Source organism: Mesorhizobium sp. M7A.F.Ca.AU.001.01.1.1 (assembly GCF_004022735.1).
Lineage (GTDB): Bacteria > Pseudomonadota > Alphaproteobacteria > Rhizobiales > Rhizobiaceae > Mesorhizobium > Mesorhizobium ciceri.
In genome coordinates, this window is the sequence record NZ_RZPF01001287.1 from 1 (window position 1) to 719 (window position 719).

The window sequence follows — 719 nt, forward strand, 5'->3', positions numbered from 1 at the left end:
GGTCCTCGGTCGCCAGAGCGCCATCGAACGCGTCGCCGCGTTCCTGGTCGACCTGTCGGAGCGCCAGGGCGGATTGCGGCAGGTCGAACTTCCGATGTCGCGCATGGATATCGGCGATTATCTTGGCCTCACCATCGAGACGGTATCGCGGATCTTCACCCGGCTGAAGGACAAGGGCGTCATCCGCCTGCTCAGCCTGCGCAGCATCGAAATCGTCAGGCATGATGCGCTTCATGCGATGAGCGAATGAGCTGCGCTCCGACTCCTGGATGGTACAAGCACTTCAGACCATTTGACAGCGGGGCAACAAGAGCAAGATAGCAGCGCGGAGGACATCTGTTATGCCGCTGGAAGATTGAGGAAACAGCGGCAAGTCTATCGGCGTTCAGGCTTCGGGAGGAAGGCATGGACCGGCACATGGCCACATTGCGTGCAGACCGTGTTCAAGCATCGATCACGTCGGATGCCGCTGAAAAATCGGCGCTGGTCGATTCGTGGCGGCGCTCGGCCTCGTTGCACAGGCTGGTTCCTGCAGGCCGGAAATCACCCCGGCGGCTAACCGACATCGAATTGAGCGTCGCCGGGCAGAAGGTCGAGCCGCTGCTCGCTGCCGCCCAGTCCAGTCTTGACAGGCTCTATCTGCCGTCGGCGGTGTCGGCTGCTGCGTGTTGCTGGCTAATCGCGATTGTGTCGGGGTCGATCGCCGTACTTTCCAGATC

The 719-nt window shown here is 61.2% G+C and carries 2 protein-coding genes; both read left to right on the forward strand.

Annotated features, from left to right (window positions below; genetic code table 11):
* Positions 1-250, forward strand: a 250-nt coding sequence (locus EN884_RS37695; RefSeq protein ID WP_164895502.1) for a helix-turn-helix domain-containing protein, incomplete at its 5' end; no start/stop codon positions are given.
* 155 nt (positions 251-405) lie between these two features.
* The coding region (locus EN884_RS37700) for a hypothetical protein (RefSeq protein ID WP_128361219.1) at positions 406-719 on the forward strand (314 nt) is incomplete at its 3' end.